Origin of the sequence: Pseudomonas sp. LBUM920, assembly GCF_003852315.1 — a bacterium.
Taxonomy (GTDB): Bacteria; Pseudomonadota; Gammaproteobacteria; order Pseudomonadales; family Pseudomonadaceae; genus Aquipseudomonas.
Genome location: NZ_CP027762.1, coordinates 619,101 through 636,079 on the forward strand (window position 1 = coordinate 619,101; position 16,979 = coordinate 636,079).

The following is a 16,979-nucleotide window of genomic DNA, read 5'->3' on the forward strand; positions in this document are numbered from 1 at the left end:
CGCAGGAGGCCGCCGTGTCGATTCATGTCGCGTTGCACCACGTTACGCATTACCGCTACGACCGCGCTGTCGAACTCGGCCCACAGATCGTGCGTTTGCGCCCGGCTGCCCATAGCCGCACGCGGATTTTGTCCTACGCACTCAAAGTGCTGCCCGAGCAGCACTTCATCAATTGGCAGCAGGACCCTCAGGGCAATTACCTGGCGCGCCTGGTGTTCCCGGAAAAGACTGACCAGCTGCGCATTGAAGTCGACCTTGTCGCTGAGATGGCGGTATTCAATCCGTTCGACTTTTTCCTTGAGCCCTACGCCGAAAAGATCCCTTTCAGCTACGCCGCCGATGAGCAGCGCGAGCTGGCGCCGTACCTGGAAACCCTGCCGCTGACGCCGAAGTTTGCCGCCTACCTGGCCGGCATCGACCGCACGCCCTTGCCGGCCGTGGACTTTCTGGTCGGCCTCAACCAGCGCCTGGCGGCTGATATCGGCTACCTGATCCGCATGGAGCCGGGTGTGCAAACCCCGGAGTTCACCCTGCAAAACGCTTCTGGCTCCTGCCGCGATTCGGCCTGGCTGTTGGTGCAGTTGCTGCGCAATCTGGGGTTGGCGGCGCGTTTTGTGTCGGGCTACCTGATCCAACTGACCGCCGACGTCAAAGCCCTCGACGGTCCTTCCGGCACCGACGTCGACTTCACCGACCTGCACGCCTGGTGCGAAGTATATTTGCCCGGCGCCGGCTGGATCGGCCTGGATGCGACCTCCGGGTTGTTCGCCGGTGAAGGTCATATCCCGTTGGCCTGTAGTCCCGATCCGTCGTCCGCTGCGCCGATCAGTGGGCTGGTGGAGCCTTGCGAGTGCGAATTTACCCACGAGATGTCGGTTGAACGAATCTGGGAAGCGCCTCGGGTTACCAAGCCCTACACCGAAGAGCAGTGGCTGGCGATCCAGGCGCTGGGCCGGCAGATCGACGGCGACCTGCTCAAGGACGATGTACGCCTGACCATGGGCGGCGAGCCGACCTTTGTCTCCATCGACGACCCCGATGGCGCCGAATGGAACACCGCTGCGCTGGGGCCGGACAAGCGTCGCCTGTCTGCCGAGTTGTTCCAGCGCATGCGCAAACACTACGCGCCCACGGGGCTGGTGCACTTCGGCCAGGGCAAGTGGTACCCCGGCGAGCAACTGCCGCGCTGGTCGCTCAATTGTTACTGGCGCCGCGACGGCGTGCCAATCTGGCACAACAGCGCGCTGATCGCCGATGAACAGCAGGATTACGGCGCCGACGGCGTGATGGCCGGACGCTTCCTGGCCAGCGTCGCCGAGCGCCTGAAGTTGCCGGCGCGCTTCGTGTTTCCGGCCTACGAAGACAATTTCTATTACCTGTGGCGCGAAGGCGCGCTGCCGCAGAATGTCACCGCCCAAGACCCACGGCTGAGCGACGACCTGGAGCGCGAACGCCTGCGCAAAGTCTTCAGCCAGGGCCTGGATAAAGTCATCGGCCAAGTGTTGCCGCTGGCGCGCACGGCCGCCAATGACCGCTGGCAGAGTGGGCGCTGGTACCTGCGCGACAACCACTGCCGCCTGGTGCCGGGCGATTCGCCGCTGGGCTATCGCCTGCCGTTGGCCTCGCAGCCTTGGGTGACGGCGGCGGAGTACCCGTTTGTGCATCCGACCGACCCGAACCAGGATCAGCCGGCGCTGCCGAGTGCTTCACACTTGCAAAGCCACGGCGAACCCGCGCCCAGCGATGAGCGCGTGCCGAAGGTGGACGAGTCCGCCGATTGGCTGACCCGCACTGCCTTGTGCGCTGAAGCGCGCGAAGGGCGGCTGTATCTGTTTATGCCGCCGCTGGAGCGCGTCGAGGACTACCTCGAACTGGTGGCCGCCATCGAAGCCACCGCCGAGGAGCTGCATTGCCCGGTGTTGCTGGAAGGCTACGAGCCGCCGTTCGACACGCGCCTGAGCAACTTCCGGGTCACGCCGGACCCGGGTGTGATCGAGGTCAACGTGCAGCCGTCCGCCACGTGGGACGAGTTGGTCGAGCGCACCGAATTTCTCTACGAAGAGGCGCGGCAAACCCGCCTCACCACAGAGAAATTCATGATCGACGGTCGCCACACCGGCACCGGCGGTGGTAACCACTTTGTGCTCGGCGGCGCCACGCCCAAGGATTCGCCGTTCCTGCGCCGCCCGGACTTGCTGCGCAGTTTGATCAGTTACTGGCATAACCACCCGTCGCTGTCGTACCTGTTTTCCGGGCTGTTTATCGGCCCGACCTCCCAGGCACCCCGAGTGGATGAGGCGCGAAACGACGCGCTGTACGAGCTCGAAATTGCCTTCGCGCAGATGCCCGAGCCCGGCGAAGAATGCCCGCCGTGGTTGGTCGACCGCCTGCTGCGCAACCTGCTGATCGACGTGACGGGCAACACCCACCGCGCCGAGTTCTGCATCGACAAGCTCTACTCACCGGACGGCGCCACCGGCCGCCTGGGTTTGCTGGAGCTGCGCGCATTTGAAATGCCGCCGCATGCGCGCATGAGCCTGACCCAGCAATTGCTGCTGCGCGCCTTGGTCGCGCGTTTCTGGCGTGAGCCGTACGCGCCGCCAAAACTGGCGCGCTGGGGCACCGAGCTGCATGACCGCTTCCTGTTACCGCACTTCATCGAGCAGGATTTCGCCGACGTGATCGTCGAACTGAACGCCGCCGGTTACCCGCTGCGAGCCGAATGGTTTGCCGCGCACCTGGAGTTTCGTTTCCCCAAGGTCGGCGACTACGCCGTCAGCGGCATCGAACTGGAACTGCGCCAGGCTCTGGAGCCTTGGCACGTACTGGGCGAGGAGGGCGCGGTGGGCGGCACGGTGCGTTATGTGGATTCGTCGCTTGAGCGCTTGCAGGTGAAGTTGAGCGGGCTGCCGCCACAACGCTATTTGCTGACGTGCAATGGCATTCCGGTGCCCCTGCAGCCGACCGGGCGCGTGGGTGAGTTTGTCGCCGGCGTGCGCTACCGCGCCTGGCAACCGGCCAACTGCCTGCAGCCGACCATCGCGGTGCACGCGCCGCTGGTGTTCGACCTGCTCGACACCTGGATGCAACGCTCGCTGGGCGGCTGCCAGTATCATGTCGCCCATCCCGGCGGGCGCAATTACGACAGCTTGCCGGTGAACGCCAATGAGGCAGAGAGCCGGCGTATGGCGCGGTTTTTCCGCTTGGGGCATAGCCCTGGCAAGTTGCCTGTGCCTCCTTTGGTTATCAATGACGAACTACCGATGACCCTGGATTTGCGGCGTTTCCCCAATAAAAATGACTGAATGCGATTTAAATGTGGGAGCAGGCTTGCCTGCGATAGCGATATATCAACCAGCCAATAAGGTGGCTGGAAATCGCAATCGCAGGCAAGCCAGCTCCCACAATAGATTGCAGTGAATGTGAGTTAACCTGACTTCCCTTGCCTCTGCCGAGCGTTCCATGTCCGACTTGCTCGACCGCTACCCGCTGACCGCGGGCACTTACCACGAACTGCTGGACGACAGTGGCGCGGTGCGTGCCCATTGGCAGCGCTTGCTTGATCACCTGCAACGCAGCACGCCCGCGCAACTGGCCCAGCGCCAGGCGCTGCTGACCCGGCAGATCCAGGAAAACGGCGTGACCTACAACGTCTACGCCGACCCCAAGGGCGCCGATCGCCCATGGGAGCTGGACCTGCTCCCGCATGTACTGGCCGCCGATGAATGGCGGCACTTGTCGGCCGGTATCGCCCAGCGTGCGCGCCTGCTCAATGCCGTGTTGGCCGACCTGTATGGCCCGCAGCGCCTGATCAAAGAAGGCCTGCTGCCGGCTGAGCTGGTGTTCGGGCATAACAACTTCCTCTGGCCGTGCCAGGGCATCCAGCCGCCGGACGGTACCTTTCTGCACCTGTACGCCGTGGACCTGGCGCGCACCCCGGATGGCCGCTGGTGGGTCACCGCCGACCGTACCCAGGCGCCTTCTGGCGCAGGTTATGCGTTGGAAAACCGCACCATCGTGTCCCGCGCCTTTCCGGATTTGTACCGTGACCTGCAGGTTCAGCACCTCACCGGTTTCTTCCGCACGCTGCAGGAAACCCTGGCCCGCCAGGCTTCCTGCGACGACCAATCACCGCTGATCGTGCTGCTCACGCCGGGGCGTTTCAACGAGAGCTATTTCGAACACCTGTACCTGGCGCGACAGCTCGGCTACCCGTTGGTGGAAGGCGGCGACCTCACCGTGCGCGACAGCACCGTGTTCCTGAAAACCCTCAGCGGCCTGCGCCGGGTGCACGCGATCATGCGTCGCCTGGACGACGACTTCTGCGACCCGCTGGAGCTGCGCACCGACTCTGCCCTGGGCGTGCCCGGCCTGCTGGATGCCGTGCGCCAAGGCAATGTGTTGGTGGCCAATGCCCTGGGCAGCGGCGTGCTGGAGTCGCCGGGCTTGCTCGGCTTTTTGCCGAAGATCAACCAGTTCCTGTTTGGCGAAGAATTGATCCTGCCGTCCATCGCCACCTGGTGGTGCGGTGAGGCGCCGGTGCTCGCTGAGGCCTTGGAGAAACTGCCCGAGCTGCTGATCAAACCGGCGTTTCCATCGCAAAGTTTCGCCCCGGTATTTGGCCGCGACTTGAACGACGAACAACGCCAGGCGCTGGCCGAACGTATGCGTGCGCGGCCTTATGCGTATGTCGCCCAGGAGTTGGCGCAACTGTCCCAGGCGCCGGTGTGGCATACCGTGGATGACCATTTGCAGCACCGCGCCATCGGCATGCGCGTGTACGCGGTGGCCAGCGACGAAGGTTATCGCGTGCTGCCCGGCGGCCTCACCCGTGTGGCGGCCGAGGCCGACGCCGAGGTGGTATCGATGCAACGCGGCGGCGCGAGCAAAGACACGTGGGTGCTGGGCGAACGCGCTGCCGGTAGCGAGCAGTGGCGCGCGCAGCGGCCAATTGGCGCCCACGATCTGGTGCGCCGCGACCCCTACCTGCCGTCACGCGTGGTGGAAAACCTGTTTTGGTTCGGCCGTTACTGCGAGCGGTGTGATGACAGTGCGCGCTGGTTGCGGATTGTGCTGGCGCGGTATGTGGACGGTGACGATCCGCTGGCCTTGCAGGCGGCGGTCGAGCTGGGCGAGACCCTGCGCTTGCTGCCCGAAGAAGGGGAATTGCCCGAGCGGCTGCTTGCCGCCTTGCTTGGCGATGACTGGCCATCGAGCCTGCGCGCCAACCTGCAGCGTCTGCAGTGGGCGGCGTCCCAGGTGCGCGGCAAGCTGTCGCGGGAAAACTGGCAGGCCTTGGTCGAGCTGCAGCGCGAAGCCCTGGAGCTGGAAAGCCAGACCCCGGACTTCGGCGAACTGCTGGATTTCCTCAACCGCCTGGTGATGTCCCTGGCGGCGCTGTCCGGCTTTGCCCTGGATGACATGACCCGTGATGAAGGCTGGCGCTTCTTGATGATGGGCCGGCGCATCGAGCGCCTGCAGTTCCTGAGCAGCAGCCTGGCGGCGTTCCTGCGTGGCGTGGCGGTGTTTGATCAGGCCGGGCTTGAGTGGCTGCTGGAGTTGGGTAACAGCAGCATCACCTATCGCTCGCGCTACCTGGCGGTGCCGCAGCTGATCCCGGTGCTTGACCTGTTGTTGCTGGATGAGCAGAACCCGCATGCGGTGCTGTTCCAGCTGAAACTGGTCAGCCGCACGTTACGTCGTCTTAACGATGACTTCGGTGTGCCTCGAGAAACCGGGCTGGCGCCGCTGGTGGAGCGCCTGGCACGTTTTGACCTGGGTTGCCTGGAGAACCCGCTGTTCGGCGAGTCCAGCGTGCGTGCCGCGTTGGGTGGCCTGGCTGACCTGCTGCAAGCGGTGGCCGATGAGAGTGGGCAAGTGTCGGATCGCCTGGCGTTGCGCCATTTTGCCCATGTGGATGATGTCAGCCAGCAGACGGTGTCGGTGTGATGAGTGCGCGCTACCAGATTTTTCACGATACTCACTACCACTACGACAGCCCGGTGTCGCTGGCGCAACAGCTGGCGCACTTGTGGCCACGGCCGTGCGCGTGGCAGCGTTGCAGTTCGCAGCAACTGGACATCAGCCCGGAGCCGACGGCGCGGCGCGATGAGCTGGACGTGTTCGGCAACCCGATCACCCGGCTGGCGTTCGAACGGCCCCATGATGAACTGCTGGTGAATGCAGGGCTGACCGTCGAAGTGCTGGCGCGGCCTGCGCTGGATTTTCAGCAGTCGCCGGCCTGGGATCAAACCCGCGACAGCCTGACTTACAGCAGCCAGCCGCTGTCAGCCGAACTGATCGAAGCCTGCCGCTATCGCTTCGAGTCGCCCTACGTGCACCTGAAAAAAACCTTCGTCGAGTTTTCCGAAAGCTGTTTTCCGCCCGGCGAGCCGTTGCTGCTCGGCGTGCAGGCGTTGATGGAGAAGATTTTCAGCGAGTTCACCTTCGATGCCGAAGCCACTCAGGTCGCCACGCCGCTGGTGGAAGTGCTGGAGCGCCGACGCGGCGTGTGCCAGGACTTCGCCCACCTGATGCTCGCGTGCCTGCGCTCGCGTGGCCTGGCGGCGCGGTACATCAGTGGCTATCTGCTTACGCAGCCACCGCCCGGCCAGCCACGGCTGATCGGCGCCGATGCGTCGCACGCGTGGGTTTCGGTGTTTTGCCCGGTGTCGGGCTGGGTAGATTTTGATCCGACCAACAATGTGCAGCCGGCACTGGAGCACATCACCTTGGCCTGGGGCCGGGATTTCTCGGATGTGTCGCCGTTGCGGGGGGTGATTCTGGGAGGAGGGAACCATGACCCGGAGGTGCGGGTGACGGTGATGCCGCTGCAATAGCATTGGATTGAGGCGAGCAGGGAAGGCCTGCTCACCTCAACAGAATTTATTCAGCCGGGTCTTTCGGTGTCTCGGTTTCGTCGGTTGCCACTTCACCTTCGGCATCCGGGTTCAGTGCACTTGCTTCTTCATCTGCAGCGGCTTTCTTGCGTTGCAGCTTTTCCTCTTTCTTCTGCTCCTTGGCCAAGTCTCTCTGACGTTTGGCGAAGGAGTAATTAGGTTTGGCCATGGGCGATCCTCTAGGGTCGAAGGTGAGGGTGGCGGCGCGCAGCTGCCTTGGGTCGCTATGGTAGCAGCTTAGCGGCGCGGTTGGCCTTCACTTACCGCAGGCGTACGCGGCCAGCAGACCGTTGAACAGTTGATTCAGATGCATGGCGCGGGCTCCAAGGGGGATGAGCCGATCATAGGCAGGTGGTCGAACTTTGGCTGGTAGATTGTGTTGATCAGTCTGATAGCCTAAAGTTGTATACAATCTGTTGATGCAGATCATAAGAATTCAGGCCTGCCTGAGGCACCCTTGTCGCAATACGCGTTTTTTAAACCCTGCCATGGAGATTCACATGTTTGCCAAAATCGTTGCTGTTTCCCTGCTGACACTGGCGAGCGGCCAGTTGCTTGCTGCAGAGTGCGCGGTCACTGTTGATTCCACCGACCAGATGTCCTTCAACACCAAAGAAATCACCATCGACAAGAGCTGCAAGACGTTCACCGTAAACCTGGAACACTCCGGCAGCTTGCCGAAGAACGTCATGGGCCATAACTGGGTGCTGAGCTCCGCCGCCGACATGCCTGGCATCGCCAGCGACGGCATGGCCGCCGGCATTGAAAAGAATTACCTCAAAGACGGCGACACCCGCATCATCGCCCACACCAAGATCATTGGTGCTGGCGAGAAAGACGCCGTGACCTTCGATGTGTCGAAACTGGCCGTCGGTACGGATTACGCGTTCTTCTGCTCGTTCCCAGGCCACATCTCGATGATGAAAGGCACTGTGACCGTCAAGTAAGCCGATTCCGGTCGAAAAAAAAGCGCCTTGCGGGGCGCTTTTTTGTGGGCGGTCTGTAGTACCGCGTTATCGTTCTTCGCGAGCAAGCCCGCTCCCACACTTGATCGAGTTCCAGCATGAGGATGCGTTCAAATGTGGGAGCGGGCTTGCTCGCGAAGGCGATCTAACAATCAGTACAAAACTATCTGGCTCACCTCACGGCGCGAATGGCATGACCCGCTTGTGCTCGGTCTTGCGATACGTGTCGCAAATGATCTTGAACGCCTCTTCACGCACTGGCTCGCCGTGCAGGAAGGCATCAATCTCGGCGTACGTCACGCCGTGGGATGCTTCGTCCGGCTTGCCTGGCGACAAGTCTTCGAGGTCGGCCGTCGGGATCTTCTCCACCAGCGATTCCGGCGCACCAAAGTGCCGAGCAATCGCACGTACCTGGTTTTTCACCAGCCCGCTCAATGGCGCCAGGTCGCAGGCACCATCACCAAACTTGGTGAAAAAGCCCATGACCGCTTCCGCCGCATGGTCGGTGCCGATCACCAGGCCACCGGCCGCGCCAGCGATGGTGTACTGCGCCACCATGCGCATGCGCGCCTTGGTGTTGCCCAGTACAAAATCACGCGACACCGCCGCCTTGCCTTCAAAGGCCGCCACTTCATTGGCCAGGGATTTGACCGCCGGGCCGATGTTCACAGTGTGGCGCTCGTCCGGTTCGATGAAGTCCACCGAAGCCTGAGCGTCGATCTCGTCGAACTGGGTTTCGTAAGGCAGGCGCACGGCGATGAAACGGTAGGCCTCGTCGCCGCTGCTGGCCCGCAGTTCGTGCATCGCACGTTGGGCCAGCAGGCCGGCGGTCAGGGAGTCGACGCCACCGCTGATGCCCAGCACCAAGGTCTTGAGCCCGGAATTGCGCAGGCAATCCTGGATAAAGGTCACGCGGCGGGCAACTTCGGCCTCCAGGGCGGCCTGGTCCTTGAACGGGGCTTGGACCTTGAGCTGCTGCGCAATCTCACGCTGTACGGCTTGCATGATTCACTCCTTGCTGGAAAGGGCAGGTACTTTGAAAACGTGACGCAAATAGGCGACGAAATTCGGATCGGTGCAGTGGGTCTTGCCCGCTTCATCGGAGATTTTCGCGACGGGCTGGCCATTGCAGGCCGTCATTTTAAGCACGATGCTCATCGGCTCAACCCCTGGAATGTCACAGGTCAGGTTGGTGCCGATGCCGAAGCTGACATTAATGCGACCGCGCAACGCGCGGAAAATCTCCAGGGCCTTGGGCAGCGACAGGCTGTCAGAGAACACCAGCGTCTTGCTCATCGGCTCGATGCCGAGCTTGTGGTAGTGAGCGATGGCCTTTTCTGCCCACTGCACCGGGTCACCGGAATCGTGGCGCAGGCCGTCGAACAGCTTGGCGAAGTACAAGTCGAAGTCGCCGAGGAAAGCATCGGTGGTGATGCAGTCGGTCAGCGCGATGCCCAGCAGGCCTCGGTATTCGCGGACCCAGCAGTCGAGCGCGGCGATCTGGCTGTCGATCAGGCGCGGCCCGAGTTGCTGGTGGGCCATGATCCATTCGTGGGCCATGGTGCCGAGCGGCTTCATGTCGAATTCGCGGGCCAGGTGCACGTTGCTGGTGCCGACGAAGCGGCCTGGGAAGTCGTGCTTGAGCACGCTGACCACTTCTTCCTGCACCCGGTACGAGAAGCGCCGGCGCGTGCCGAAGTCGGCCACTTGCAGTTCCGACAGCTCGTCGCTGCTGGCGTTGGCGGTCAGCCAGTCGAATTTGCGGTACAGCTGCTCGCGGGCCTGTTCGAGGATCACGGTCTGGTAGCGGTAGCGGTTACGCACTTCGCTGACGATGGCCAGCATCGGTACTTCAAACAGGATCACATGCAGCCACGGCCCGCGCAGGCGGATAAACAGCTCGCCGTTTTCGATGCCGGTTTGCACATAGCGCAGGTTGAAGCGGAACAGCCCCAGGAAGCGCAAAAAGTCCGGCTTCATGAAGCTGATGCGCTCCAGAAAGCCCAATTGATCCGGGCTCAGGCTCAGCTCGGCGAGGCGCTCGATCTGGTAGCGGATTTCCGCCAGGTACGGGCGCAGGTCTTCGCTGTTGCGGCAACGGAACTCCCATTCAACTTCCACATTCGGGTAGTTGTGCAGCACCGCCTGCATCATGGTCAGCTTGTAGAAGTCGGTGTCGAGCAAGTTCTGCACGATGCGATCGGCAAACACACTCTCGCTCATAACGGGAATCTCCAGACGGGTCGACGATGGGCGCCGACCTTTACGCACTATTAAGGAATGGCGCTAGTGGCGCATAGACCCGTGGGGTTTTGCCAGTGTTTTTTCAGCTTGGCACTGTTGTTGTGGCCACTGGCGCCTTCGCGAGCAAGCCCGCTCCCACACTTGGAATGCATTCCAAGTGTGGGAGCGGGCTTGCTCGCGAAGGCGGTATTGCAGGCGACGCACCTCAAACAGGCTTTACCTGTTCCATCATCCACTTCACAAAATCGCGCACCTTGGGCACCTCCGCCGAATGCTCCGGATACGCCAGGTAATACGCATCCTGGCTGGGCAATGCGTGCTGCCAGGGAATCACCAGCTTGCCCTCGGCCAATTCTTCTTCCACCAGAAAGCGCGGCAGCAAGGCCACGCCGCAGCCCACTTGCGCCGCGCGAATGCACATATAGAAGGTGTCGAAACGCGGCCCGTGGTAGCTGTGCTCGGTGTGGAAACCCTGGCTGGCGAACCAGTCATGCCAGCCTTGGGGCCGCGAGGCGTTCTGCAGCAGTACCAGGTCGCTGAGTTGCGTGGGGTCGGTGAACGGCTGCGCAGGGAGGCTTTCCGGCGCACACACCGCCACCAATGCTTCGCTGAACAGTTTCAGGCTCTCGGTGCCGGGCCGTGAGCCCTGGCCGAAGTAAAAAGCCATGTCGGCCTTGCCTTGCAGCAGTTCGTCCGGCTCCTGCTCGTTGCACAGGTCCAAATGGATGTGCGGATGGCGTAAACGCCAGCCTTTGAGGCGCGGCACCAGCCAGCGCGCGCCGAAGGTGTAGGGCGTGGACACCCGCAGCACTTCGGTCTCTCCGCCGTAGGAGCGCAGGTAATGGGTGGACATCTCCACCTGCGTGAGGATTTTTCGCACTTCCACCAAGTACAAATCACCCGCCGGGGTCATCTGCAAGCGGCGGCGCACCCGGCGAAACAGCAGGTGTTGCAGCAATTCTTCCAACTGCGCGACCTGTTTGCTCACTGCGCTTTGCGTGAGGTTCAGTTCCTCGGCGGCGCGGGTGAAGCTCAGGTGGCGGGTGGCGGCTTCGAAACACTGCAGGGCGGTGATCGAGGGCAAATGTCTTTTGTTCAGCACGGCGCGCCTCTTTTTATTCTTTGCATGAATAAACGGAATGATATCTCGCCTAATCGTCGTTTGTTGGCAAGTCTTGGGCCAGCTACAAATAAGGCCTGGATCGCCGTGTCTGTGGCGGCGCGAATTTTCTGTTTGGAATTGAAGGAGTGACCCATGGTTGCCGCATTGCTTGATCGTCTCGGGGTGAACCCGGCGCTGTACCAGTCGGGAAAACAACCCGTGCATTCGCCGATCGACGGCAGCCGTATCGGCAGTGTGCACTGGGAAGGCGCCGCCGAGGTGGAGCAACAGGTCAGTCGCGCCGAGCATGCATTCGAGGCTTGGCGCAAGGTGCCGGCACCGCGCCGTGGCGAGCTGGTGCGCCAGTTCGGCGACGTATTGCGTGAATACAAGGCAGACCTGGGCGAGCTGGTGTCCTGGGAAGCCGGCAAGATCACCCAGGAAGGCCTGGGTGAAGTGCAGGAAATGATCGACATCTGCGACTTCGCCGTCGGCCTGTCGCGCCAGTTGTACGGCTTGACCATCGCCTCTGAGCGCCCGGGCCACCATATGCGTGAAACCTGGCACCCGCTGGGCGTGGTCGGCGTGATCAGCGCCTTTAACTTCCCGGTGGCCGTATGGGCGTGGAACACCACGCTGGCGCTGGTGTGCGGCAACGCCGTGATCTGGAAACCGTCGGAAAAGACCCCGCTCACCGCGCTGGCTTGCCAGGCGCTGTTCGAGCGTGTGCTGAAAACATTCACCGATGCGCCCGAGTACCTGAGCCAAGTGATCATCGGTGGCCGCGACGCCGGCGCCGCGCTGGTGGATGACCCGCGCGTGGCACTGATCAGCGCCACCGGCAGCACCCGCATGGGCCGCGAAGTGGCGCCCAAAGTCGCCGCCCGCTTCGCCCGCAGCATTCTCGAGCTGGGCGGCAACAACGCAATGATCCTCGGCCCAAGCGCCGACCTGGACATGGCCGTACGCGCCATCCTGTTCAGCGCCGTCGGCACCGCCGGCCAGCGTTGCACCAGCCTGCGCCGCCTGATCGCGCATGAGTCGGTCAAAGAAAAAATCGTCACCCGCCTCAAGGCGGCGTATTCCAAGGTGCGCATCGGCCACCCGCTGGAAGGCAACCTGATCGGTCCGCTGATCGACAAACACGGCTTCGAAAACATGCAGGACGCCCTGGAGCAGGCCTTGAGCGAAGGCGGCAAGGTGTTCGGCGGCAAGCGTCAGCTGGAAGATAAATTCCCGAATGCCTACTACGTGTCGCCGGCGATTGTGGAAATGCCCGAGCAAAGCGACGTGGTGTGCACCGAAACCTTCGCGCCCATTCTGTATGTGATCGGCTACAGCGACTTTGCCGAAGCCCTGCGTTTGAATAACGCCGTGCCGCAAGGCCTGTCGTCGTGCATCTTCACTACCGATGTGCGTGAAGCCGAGCAGTTCATGTCGGCGGTAGGCAGTGACTGCGGCATCGCCAACGTCAACATCGGCCCGAGCGGTGCGGAAATCGGTGGCGCGTTTGGCGGAGAGAAAGAGACTGGCGGCGGGCGGGAGTCGGGTTCGGATGCATGGCGCGGCTACATGCGTCGCCAGACCAATACCGTTAACTACTCGCTGGAATTGCCGCTGGCGCAGGGTATTACCTTCGACTGAATCCCTGTCGAAACGCGGTTGAAAATGTGGGCGCGGGCTTGCTCGCGAATGCGGTGGATCAGCTGTATATCTGTTGACTGACACACCGCTTTCGCGAGCAAGCCCGCTCCCACATTTGACTTCATTTGCAGTTCGGAAAAGTGGTTTGTTGGGTCTCATCGGAGTCTGGCAATGGCATTACGCGAAGCATGTTTGTGGGAGCACCTGACCCCTGGCCGCCCGGACCGGGCCGCGCTCAAGGGCGAGGTCAAGGTGGATGTATGCGTGATCGGCGCCGGAATCACCGGGTTGTCGGCCGCCGTTCATTTGCTGGAGCAAGGTAAAAGCGTCGCCGTGCTGGAGGCCCATCGCACCGGCCACGGCGGTTCGGGGCGTAACGTCGGGCTGGTCAACGCCGGCATGTGGATTCCGCCGGACGAGATCGAAGCCGGTTTTGGCGAGGCGGTGGGCAGCCAGCTCAACCGCATGTTGGGCGCAGCGCCATCGTTGGTGTTCAGCTTGATCGACAAGTACGGCATCGACTGCCAACTGCGCCGCGAGGGCACGTTGCACATGGCGCACAATGCCCGTGGCGAGGCGGATTTACGCAGTCGTGAAGCACAATGGAAGCGCCGTGGCGCGCCGGTTGAGTTGCTGACCGGGCAAGCCTGCGAACACGCCACCGGCACCAAAAAGATCGCCGCCGCGCTGCTGGATCGGCGCGCGGGCACCTTGAACCCGATGGCCTACACCAGTGGTTTGGCGAATGCGGCGGTTGGCCTGGGTGGGCAGCTTTTCGACCATTCCCCGGTCACCCAACTGGAGCGCCAGGGCGCAAACTGGTCGGTGCAAACCGCGCAGGGCTCGGTGCAGGCTGCACAAGTGGTGATTGCTTCCAATGCCTACACCGAAGGCGAATGGACCGAGCTGCGGCGCAACTTTTTCCCAGGTTATTACTACCAGGTCGCCTCGGCGCCGCTGACGGACGAGGCTGCCAAACAGATCCTGCCTGGCGGGCAGGGTTCGTGGGACACGCGCCAGGTGTTGAGCAGCATCCGCCGCGATGCAGACGGCCGCCTGTTGCTCGGCAGCCTGGGCAACGGTCATCAGAAACCTGCGTGGTTCCTCAAGGCGTGGGCCGATCGGGTGCAGCAGCATTACTTCCCGTACCTCAAATCGGTGCAATGGGAATACACCTGGACCGGCTGCATCGCCTTCACCCCGGACCACCTGATGCGTCTGTTCGAACCCGCGTCGGGCCTGGTGGCGGTGACCGGCTATAACGGGCGGGGCGTGACCACCGGCAGCGTGGTGGGCAAGGCATTTGCCGACTATTTGTGTCACCAGAATCCCCAAGCCCTGCCAATTCCCTTTGCACCGATGCAACCGCTGGCCGGCGTGGGTCTGCGCAGCTGCCTGTATGAAGCCGGATTTTCGCTGTACCACGCGGGCCAATGCCTGCGGATCGTGATCTGATCAGCGAAATACCTGTCAGATGCCTGCATTTTCTTAGCAGGCTACTAATCTGTATTGGTGCAAGTCGTAGCAATCACGCACTGTAAATGTGCAGTTCCGTTACGCACATTGTTACAGGCGTAGGAACTGTCGTTTATCCGTCTGGTTGCAGGTGCGACCTGCCAGGGTTGTACTTTTTCGTGCCATAGGTTGCACCTCTCGATGCTAGACGGTTGCACGTCCTGGCAAAAGGAGTCGAAACGCCTGTAATAACAATGACACCGTGTCTTTTTGAAGAATAAAAACGTAATGGCACGCGGCTTGCTCTGGGCTTTCCCTGAAAGTTTCAGTTGAAGGTTCGCAGTGAAATCGTAGTGCCAATAAACAAAAACCTCGGAGCACCACTCATGTCCCAGACGTTTTACAAGAAAGGTTTTCTGGCCCTCGCCGTTGCAGCGGCGCTGGGTGTTTCTGCGTTTGTTCAAGCTGATGTGAAGATTGGCGTAGCGGGGCCGATGACGGGCGCCAACGCAGCTTTCGGTGAGCAGTACATGAAGGGTGCCCAAGCGGCAGCCGATGTGATCAACAAGGCCGGCGGGATCAACGGCGAGCAACTCAAGCTGGTGGCCGGCGATGACGCCTGTGAGCCGAAGCAGGCCGTGGCCGTAGCCAACCGCCTGGCGGACCAGGACAAAGTGATCGGCGTGGTCGGGCACTTCTGCTCCTCCAACACCATCCCGGCCTCCGAGGTGTACGACGAAGCCGGCATCATCATGATCACCCCGGGCTCCACCAACCCACAGGTGACCGAACGTGGCCTGGGCGCGGTGTTCCGTATGTGCGGGCGTGATGACCAGCAAGGCATCGTCGCCGGCGACTACATCGTCGACGTGCTCAAGGGCAAGAAAGTCGCGGTCATCAACGACAAAGACACCTACGGCAAAGGCCTGGCCGACGCCACCGCTCAGCAGTTGACCAAGCGTGGCGTCAAGCCGGTGCTGGAAGAAGGCCTGACCCGTGGCGAGAAAGACTTCAGCGCCCTGGTCACCAAAATCCGCTCCACCGGTGCTGATGTGGTGTACTTCGGCGGCCTGCACCCTGAAGCCGGTCCACTGGTGCGCCAGATCCGTGAAGCGGGCCTCAAGGACGTCAAGTTCATGTCCGATGACGGCGTCGTCACCGACGAACTGGTCGCCACCGCAGGCGGCGCGCAATACGTAGACGGCGTTTACATGACCTTCGGCGCCGACCCGCGCCTGCTGCCAGACAGCAAGACCGTCGTGGAAGAGTTCCGCAAAAACGGCACCGAGCCTGAAGGCTACACCCTGTACGCCTATGCCTCGATCCAGGCCCTGGCCGCCGGCTTCAACGGCGCCAAGTCCAATAAAGGCGAAGACGCCGCCAAATGGCTGAAATCGCACCCGGTCAAAACCGTGATGGGCGAGAAAAACTGGGACGCCAAGGGCGACCTGAAGATCTCCGACTACGTGGTTTACCAGTGGGATAAAGACGGCAAATACCACCAGCTGGAAAAGCAGAAGTAAGAACAAGCACGATCGTTTAAGCGCCTCGATCCCCTGTGGGAGCTGGCTTGCCTGCGATAGCGGTTTCACCTTCAACACAGGTGTTGGTTGTCAGTCCGTCATCGCGGGCAAGCCCGGCTCCCACAGGGAGCGCGGTTGCTCGCACCATCGTGTCAGGCGACAAGTCTGTCTTTTCCTCCAGAAGCGCCGCACACCCACCGGTGTGCAGGTGCTCACCGCGTGAGATTGCGTTATGGATGGTATTTTCCTGCAGCAACTGGTCAACGGCCTGACCCTCGGGTCGGTCTATGGCCTGATCGCCATCGGCTACACAATGGTCTACGGCATCATTGGCATGATCAACTTCGCCCATGGCGAGGTTTATATGATTTCCGCTTACCTCGCGGCGATCAGTCTGGCACTGCTGGCTTACTTCGGCATCGAATCCTTCCCGCTGCTCATTCTCGGCACCCTGATATTCACCGTGGTCGTCACCGGCGTTTACGGTTGGGTCATCGAGCGTGTCGCCTACAAACCGCTGCGCAACTCCACCCGACTGGCACCGCTGATCAGCGCCATCGGTATCTCCCTGATCCTGCAAAACTATGCGCAGATCGCTCAGGGCGCGAAACAACAAGGCATTCCTACCCTGCTGGCCGGCGCCTGGCGCGTCGATATCGGCAGTGGGTTCGTGCAGTTGACCTACACCAAGGTGTTCATCCTGGTGGCCGCGTTTTTGGGCATGGGGCTGCTGACCTACATCATCAAGTACACCAAGCTGGGCCGCATGTGCCGCGCGACCCAGCAAGACCGCAAGATGGCGTCGATCCTCGGCATCAACACCGACCGGGTGATCTCCTACGTGTTCGTGATTGGTGCAGCGATGGCGGCCCTGGCTGGCGTGCTGATTACCCTCAACTACGGCACGTTCGACTTCTACGCCGGCTTCATCATCGGCATCAAGGCGTTTACCGCAGCGGTACTCGGCGGCATCGGTTCCCTGCCTGGGGCCATGCTCGGCGGGATCATCCTGGGTATCTCCGAGTCGCTGTTCTCGGGGTTGATCAACTCTGACTACAAAGACGTGTTCAGTTTCTCCCTGCTGGTGGTGATTCTGATTTTCCGTCCTCAGGGCCTGCTTGGTCGTCCGCTCGTGGCGAAGGTGTAA

12 protein-coding genes are annotated in these 16,979 nt (G+C 61.8%); 8 read left to right on the forward strand and 4 right to left on the reverse strand.

Features of this window, described 5'->3' with window-relative positions; genetic code table 11:
* Positions 1-14 precede the first annotated feature (14 nt).
* From C4J83_RS02690 to C4J83_RS02700, 3 genes are all read left to right on the forward strand, one after another.
* Positions 15-3,305: a transglutaminase family protein gene (locus C4J83_RS02690; RefSeq protein WP_124416291.1), complete on the forward strand. Its 3,291-nt coding sequence runs from the start codon at positions 15-17 to the stop codon at positions 3,303-3,305.
* Between the two features lie 157 nt (positions 3,306-3,462).
* Positions 3,463-5,949: a circularly permuted type 2 ATP-grasp protein gene (locus C4J83_RS02695; RefSeq protein ID WP_124416292.1), complete on the forward strand. Its 2,487-nt coding sequence runs from the start codon at positions 3,463-3,465 to the stop codon at positions 5,947-5,949.
* Positions 5,949-6,839, forward strand: coding sequence for a transglutaminase family protein (locus tag C4J83_RS02700; protein WP_119737897.1), 891 nt, complete (start codon positions 5,949-5,951; stop codon positions 6,837-6,839). The genes C4J83_RS02695 and C4J83_RS02700 overlap by 1 nt, the downstream gene beginning before the upstream one ends.
* 46 nt (positions 6,840-6,885) lie before the next feature.
* Here the strand turns inward: C4J83_RS02700 and C4J83_RS02705 are convergent, their stop codons facing one another.
* A complete protein-coding gene (locus tag C4J83_RS02705) occupies positions 6,886-7,068 on the reverse strand; it encodes a hypothetical protein (RefSeq protein WP_106577640.1) in 183 nt (60 codons plus the stop codon).
* A 331-nt stretch (positions 7,069-7,399) separates the two neighbouring features.
* Between C4J83_RS02705 and azu the strand changes: the two genes are divergently transcribed.
* Positions 7,400-7,846: an azurin gene (gene azu, locus C4J83_RS02710; protein ID WP_124416293.1), complete on the forward strand. Its 447-nt coding sequence runs from the start codon at positions 7,400-7,402 to the stop codon at positions 7,844-7,846.
* Positions 7,847-8,041: 195 nt separating this feature from the next.
* Here azu and nadE read toward each other — a convergent pair whose 3' ends face one another.
* From nadE to C4J83_RS02725, 3 genes are all read right to left on the reverse strand, one after another.
* On the reverse strand, positions 8,042-8,869 hold the full coding sequence (gene nadE / locus C4J83_RS02715) for an NAD(+) synthase (RefSeq protein WP_106577642.1): 828 nt from the start codon (positions 8,867-8,869) through the stop codon (positions 8,042-8,044).
* 3 nt (positions 8,870-8,872) lie between these two features.
* Entirely contained in the window at positions 8,873-10,087 is a 1,215-nt protein-coding gene (pncB, locus tag C4J83_RS02720) for a nicotinate phosphoribosyltransferase (protein ID WP_065900159.1), read from the reverse strand.
* A 226-nt stretch (positions 10,088-10,313) separates the two neighbouring features.
* Positions 10,314-11,210, reverse strand: a complete 897-nt coding sequence (locus tag C4J83_RS02725; protein WP_106577643.1) for a LysR family transcriptional regulator — start codon at positions 11,208-11,210, stop codon at positions 10,314-10,316.
* A 153-nt stretch (positions 11,211-11,363) separates the two neighbouring features.
* Between C4J83_RS02725 and amaB the strand changes: the two genes are divergently transcribed.
* The 4 genes from amaB (at position 11,364) to C4J83_RS02745 (ending at position 16,979) form a co-directional block, all read left to right on the forward strand.
* Positions 11,364-12,854 (forward strand): L-piperidine-6-carboxylate dehydrogenase, encoded by a 1,491-nt coding sequence (gene amaB, locus C4J83_RS02730; protein WP_124416294.1) that lies wholly within the window; start codon positions 11,364-11,366, stop codon positions 12,852-12,854.
* Positions 12,855-13,025: 171 nt separating this feature from the next.
* Entirely contained in the window at positions 13,026-14,309 is a 1,284-nt protein-coding gene (gene amaA, locus C4J83_RS02735; RefSeq protein WP_124416295.1) for an L-pipecolate oxidase, read from the forward strand.
* Between the two features lie 386 nt (positions 14,310-14,695).
* The gene (locus C4J83_RS02740; protein ID WP_106577646.1) at positions 14,696-15,832 is read left to right on the forward strand and encodes a branched-chain amino acid ABC transporter substrate-binding protein; all 1,137 of its coding nucleotides are present in this window, start codon (positions 14,696-14,698) and stop codon (positions 15,830-15,832) included.
* A gap of 232 nt (positions 15,833-16,064) precedes the next feature.
* The gene (locus tag C4J83_RS02745) at positions 16,065-16,979 is read left to right on the forward strand and encodes an ABC transporter permease subunit (protein ID WP_053254074.1); all 915 of its coding nucleotides are present in this window, start codon (positions 16,065-16,067) and stop codon (positions 16,977-16,979) included.

Excerpts from the sequence above, each read along its gene's own strand:
- C4J83_RS02705 (WP_106577640.1), bottom strand. The coding sequence starts at position 7,068 with ATGGCCAAACCTAATTACTCCTTCGCCAAACGTCAGAGAGACTTGGCC.
- C4J83_RS02700 (WP_119737897.1), top strand. The coding sequence starts at position 5,949 with ATGAGTGCGCGCTACCAGATTTTTCACGATACTCACTACCACTACGAC.
- C4J83_RS02745 (WP_053254074.1), top strand. The coding sequence starts at position 16,065 with ATGGATGGTATTTTCCTGCAGCAACTGGTCAACGGCCTGACCCTCGGG.
- C4J83_RS02740 (WP_106577646.1), top strand. The coding sequence starts at position 14,696 with ATGTCCCAGACGTTTTACAAGAAAGGTTTTCTGGCCCTCGCCGTTGCA.
- azu (WP_124416293.1), top strand. The coding sequence starts at position 7,400 with ATGTTTGCCAAAATCGTTGCTGTTTCCCTGCTGACACTGGCGAGCGGC.
- amaB (WP_124416294.1), top strand. The coding sequence starts at position 11,364 with ATGGTTGCCGCATTGCTTGATCGTCTCGGGGTGAACCCGGCGCTGTAC.
- amaA (WP_124416295.1), top strand. The coding sequence starts at position 13,026 with ATGGCATTACGCGAAGCATGTTTGTGGGAGCACCTGACCCCTGGCCGC.
- nadE (WP_106577642.1), bottom strand. The coding sequence starts at position 8,869 with ATGCAAGCCGTACAGCGTGAGATTGCGCAGCAGCTCAAGGTCCAAGCC.
- C4J83_RS02695 (WP_124416292.1), top strand. The coding sequence starts at position 3,463 with ATGTCCGACTTGCTCGACCGCTACCCGCTGACCGCGGGCACTTACCAC.
- pncB (WP_065900159.1), bottom strand. The coding sequence starts at position 10,087 with ATGAGCGAGAGTGTGTTTGCCGATCGCATCGTGCAGAACTTGCTCGAC.